The organism is Paenibacillus sp. P3E (genome assembly GCF_001909045.1).
Lineage (GTDB): Bacteria > Bacillota > Bacilli > Paenibacillales > Paenibacillaceae > Paenibacillus_AQ > Paenibacillus_AQ helianthi.
In genome coordinates this window covers 1-1598 of sequence record NZ_LVWH01000099.1, presented here as the reverse complement: position 1 = coordinate 1598, position 1598 = coordinate 1, and the positions used below count along the sequence as shown (strand labels likewise).

Sequence of the window (1598 nt, the reverse complement as noted above, 5' to 3'; positions counted from 1 at the left end):
ATGTTAATGGGGATGATGATCTTTTTTTATTTGAGCATATTGAATAATTCAATTTTCGATACAAAGTCATAGTCAGGCCACATCAAAAGCTCCATTTTTGAGTTTTGGGTTGCAAATCGGCATACGGACAGATTTTTAAGCGGCGTTCTGTACTCGTTGCTTCGCAATGGCAAGTGCAGAGGCAAGTAACACAATTGCATTTAAATGTTGGTGAGTGGTCACTTTTTGAATCCCCCAGACGTGAAGTTGGTCTGCAGTTAAATAGGTCTTCATTCGAGAATTGCAACGTTCTACACTGGTTCGTTTAGTGTAAAGTTCCTTCCAGCCTCGGCTATCCCGATGCGGTAAGGCATAACGCCTGAGATCCGTTTGACTGTTGAATTTAGCCACCATTCCATAATTGGAGGACGAACAAGAAGCCATGCCTAAAGGACAATCCACTTGACCTGTCGCATGTGGACAACGGAATTTAAAAGTACCTTTTCCTGTCCCCAATACGTCATGGGAAATCCCATTGAACAACAGGGCGTGCCTTTGCGGGTAATCCCTGCTGGCGGTTCCTTTTCATTCCCCGGATTCAGCGGAATGATGGCTTGTGCCTTGACGTTCCGGGCCGCCTTGTAGTTTTTCATTTGGTCATAGCCCGCATCCAGCATGAAGAATTTTGCTTTAGATCTCGCAGCGGCAAGCGTCATGAGCGCAGGCCCTTCGTCTCCATCGTTCACATGGGCAGGCGTCACCTTGAGCGCCATTGGAAGTTCACTTTTGGTATCCACGGCCAGATGTAACTTGTAACCAAATCATTTGACTTTGTTGCCAACGGTGTCAAACTTTGCATCCCAGTTGGAGTTACCAGTGAGTTCACTTTTTCGCTTGGGTTCCTTTTTCTCGTAAGCGTGAATAGCTGCGCTGTCGATAGCGACATGAGTTCCGTCGATGATTTCAGCTTCTTGGCACTGAACCACTAGGTCCTCAAACAACTGCCGAGCAAGGCTTTTGTGAGTCAGTTCGGCAAAGACTCGGCTTAATGTCGAAATGGAAGGGGCAGAAATGTCCAGCCGAAGTCCACATTTGGTAACGAAAACGAAGGTCGAGCTCCAGTCTGCGCTGTAGGCCAGTGAACGTATCGATGTTCTCCAAGGGAGCCGCAAGTAACGCGTGAAGAATACCTTGTCGACAGTGTCCCTCCGCTCCTCGGGGTGAGGGATTTCTTAATTCTTTGGCGTAAGGTCGTAAGTCCAATGCACTGAAAAAGATGGACAGTCGTTCTTTGGATTCGATTTTTTGAAGCTCTTCAAAGAAAAATAGACTTTCTTGGAGAATATACAAAAGGGGCTTCCTCCTCTTGAGTGTTTTGGTTTGGTCACCAAAAAACTTCTCCAAGTTGGGGTGGAGTCCTTTTTTATATCCAAAATTCCTTTGTGTAACAAGGGCTTAGATTATTGCAAAATACTTATTTACCCAAACCATTAAAAAAGGAAAAACGATAGTCTAAATTCATGAACTAAACTCCGCGTAATCTTATTTAAATTGTGAGTTCCATAAAAGTATGCCAACTTAATTCATTTTATTTGACCACATTTCTTTATACCATGTAC

At 44.3% G+C, this 1598-nt stretch carries 1 pseudogene; it reads right to left on the bottom strand.

Annotated features, from left to right (window positions below):
* Nucleotides 1-135 precede the first annotated feature (135 nt).
* A pseudogene (locus A3842_RS09550) lies at nucleotides 136-1329 on the bottom strand (transposase).
* Between the last annotated feature and the right edge of the window lie 269 nt (nucleotides 1330-1598).